This is a genomic window from Streptomyces beijiangensis (genome assembly GCF_017315755.1).
GTDB classification, from domain to species: Bacteria; Actinomycetota; Actinomycetes; order Streptomycetales; family Streptomycetaceae; genus Streptomyces; species Streptomyces beijiangensis.
Genome location: NZ_JAFLRJ010000240.1, coordinates 1 through 2,667, shown reverse-complemented (window position 1 = coordinate 2,667; position 2,667 = coordinate 1). Strand labels below are relative to the sequence as shown.

General features: G+C 67.2%; 3 protein-coding genes. All 3 read right to left on the bottom strand.

Annotated features, from left to right (window positions below):
• Positions 1 to 66: 66 nt before the first annotated feature.
• Positions 67 to 1,509: an amino acid permease gene (locus tag J0695_RS24235; protein WP_206964926.1), complete on the bottom strand. Its 1,443-nt coding sequence runs from the start codon at positions 1,507 to 1,509 to the stop codon at positions 67 to 69.
• 323 nt (positions 1,510 to 1,832) lie between these two features.
• Entirely contained in the window at positions 1,833 to 2,387 is a 555-nt protein-coding gene (locus J0695_RS24230; protein ID WP_206964924.1) for a DUF2017 domain-containing protein, read from the bottom strand.
• The coding region (clpS, locus tag J0695_RS24225; RefSeq protein WP_206964923.1) for an ATP-dependent Clp protease adapter ClpS at positions 2,387 to 2,667 on the bottom strand (281 nt) is incomplete at its 5' end. The genes clpS and J0695_RS24230, both read right to left, overlap by 1 nt.

Genomic DNA, 2,667 nt, shown 5'->3' with positions numbered 1-2,667 from the left:
CATCCGGGCCTGTCCGTACCGGAGTGCGGTACGGACAGGCCCGGATGCTGAGATGCGGGGGGGGGGTTACCGCTTCTGGAAGGCCGCGCCCGCCGGGTTGCGGCGCTTGAGCACCACGTACGAGACGCAGAGCAGCAGCGCCCAGAGCGGGGCGCAGTAGAGCGAGACCCGCGAGTCCTTGTCGACGCCCATCATGACGATCACCATCGCGATGAAGGCCAGCGAGAACCAGCTGGTCCAGGGGGCGCCGGGGGCGCGGAAGGACGACTGCGGGAGCTCGCCGCGGTCGGCCTTGGCGCGGAAGCGGAGCTGGCAGACCAGGATCATGATCCAGGCCCACATGCCGGAGATCGTGGCGAAGGAGACGACGTAGTTGAAGGCCTGTCCCGGCGCCTTGTAGTTGATCCAGACGCCGACCAGCATGAGGGCCGCGGAGACCGTGGTGCCGATCAGCGGGGTGCCGCTCCTGGTGAGCTTGGTGAAAGCCTTCGGGCCCTGGCCGTTGAGGGCGAGGTCGCGCAGCATCCGGCCGGTGGAGTACATGCCGGAGTTGCAGGAGGAGAGCGCCGCGGTCAGGACGACGAAGTTGACTATCGCGGCGCCGACGCCCAGGCCCATCTTCTCGAAGGCGTGGACGAAGGGGCTGACGCCCGGCTGGAACTCGTGCCAGGGGATGACCGAGAGGATCATGACGAGCGCGCCGACGTAGAAGACGGCGATGCGCCACGGCACGGTGTTGATGGCCTTGGGGAGCGTCTTCTCCGGGTCCTTGGACTCGCCCGCGGTGACGCCGACCAGCTCGACGGCGAGGAAGGCGAACATCACGATCTGCAGGGTCATCAGCGTGCCGCCGATGCCCTTGGGGAAGAAGCCGCCGTCGTTCCAGAGGTTGGAGACGGTCGCGGTGTCTGCGGCGTCGGAGAAGCCGACGGTGAGGATGCCGGCGCAGATCAGGATCATGCCGACGATCGCGGTGACCTTCACCATCGAGAACCAGAACTCGAGCTCGCCGAAGAGTTTCACGGAGATCAGGTTCACTCCGTAGAGGACGACCGTGAAGATCAGGGCGTAGGCCCACTGCGGGAAGCTGTCATGGGTCCAGAAGGACATGTACTGGGCGGCCGCGGTGACTTCGGTGATGCCGGTGACGACCCAGAAGAGCCAGTACGTCCATCCGGTGACGAAGCCCCAGAAGGGTCCGATGAACTCGCGTGCGTACTCCGAGAAGGAGCCGGAGACGGAGCGGTACATGAGGAGCTCGCCGAGCGCCCGCATGATGAAGAAGATGACGAGGCCCGCGATGGCGTACGCCAGGATGAGGCTGGGTCCGGCCTTGGCGATGGCCTTGCCGGCGCCGAGGAAGAGCCCGGTGCCGATCGCTCCGCCGATCGCGATCATCTGGATCTGGCGGGCGCCGAGGCCTCGCTGGTAGCCCTCGCCGGGGGCTGAGCCTCCGGGGCCCGCGGCCTCACTGCTGTCGGGTGCCTGATCGACCTGCACTGAGGTCATGGTGATGCGCCTTTCTCCATGCCGACCCGGCCGTACTGGCTCGGATCGACTGTGACGATCCTTGAGGGATGTGGATGGAGTGCCGCCGGCGGTCGGCCGGGTCTGGCGCCCTCGCGGGACAGGGGTGGCGTCCCGTGAGCGGTCGTGAAGATTTACCACGGCCTCATACGTGATCATCTTGGCCGGATGTGGCGTACACCACTGGAAGAACCGGACAAATCTGCATTACGGCAGCAAAGGGCTTTGCAGCAGTGACGTGATCGTTATCCGGATTTGAGCGTCCGCTGAGCGACGTGCCGCGGCTGCCGCGGCTGACTGCTCCGTTACGGCATCAGCGTTTCGATCAAGGTCTCCTGGAGCGCCCCGAGCCAGAGGTACGCCATCACCATCGGCTTGCGCGGATCCTCGTCAGGGAGCCGGTAGAGCCCGCGGTCGTCCTCGTCGTCGGTGACCTCCAGACGGGTCCCGATCGTCAGGCGCAGATCGTTGAGGGCGCCGAGCCAGTGGCGCGAGTCCTCGGCGGAGAGGGTGACGTCCGAGGGCTTGGCCTCGTCCAGGGTGCGGACCATCGCGAGCGCGTCCTCGCGCTTGCGGGTGCGCAGGTCGTTCTCGGTGAAGCGCCGGAACTCGGCGGAGTGCTCGGGGCTCTCCTCGCCGTACGCATCCGGGAAGAGCCGGGCCAGCGCCGGGTCGGACGGCGGCTCGCTGGGGCCCTCGGCGAAGAGGGCTGCCAGGGGGTCCTCGCCCTCGGCCGGTGTCTCGCCGGGGCCGACCAGTTCGAGGAGCTGGACGGCGAGGGAGCGCAGGATGGAGATCTCGACCTCGTCGAGCGCGGCGGTGGCCCCTCCGCCGGGGAGGGGCTCGAACTGCCCGGCCATCAGTTGCGGTCCTGGGTCATCGTCGCCCACAGCCCGTACCCGTGCATCGCCTGCACATCGCGTTCCATCTCCTCGCGGCTGCCGCTGGAGACGGCGGCCCTGCCCTTTTGGTGCACGTCGAGCATCAGTTTGTGGGCCTTGCCCTTGGAGTAGCCGAAGTAGCTCTGGAACACATAGCTGACGTAGCTCATGAGATTGACGGGGTCGTTGTGCACGAGCGTCACCCAGGGCACGTCGGGTTCGGGGACGGCGAAGAACTCCTCCGACTCGGCCGAGTCGG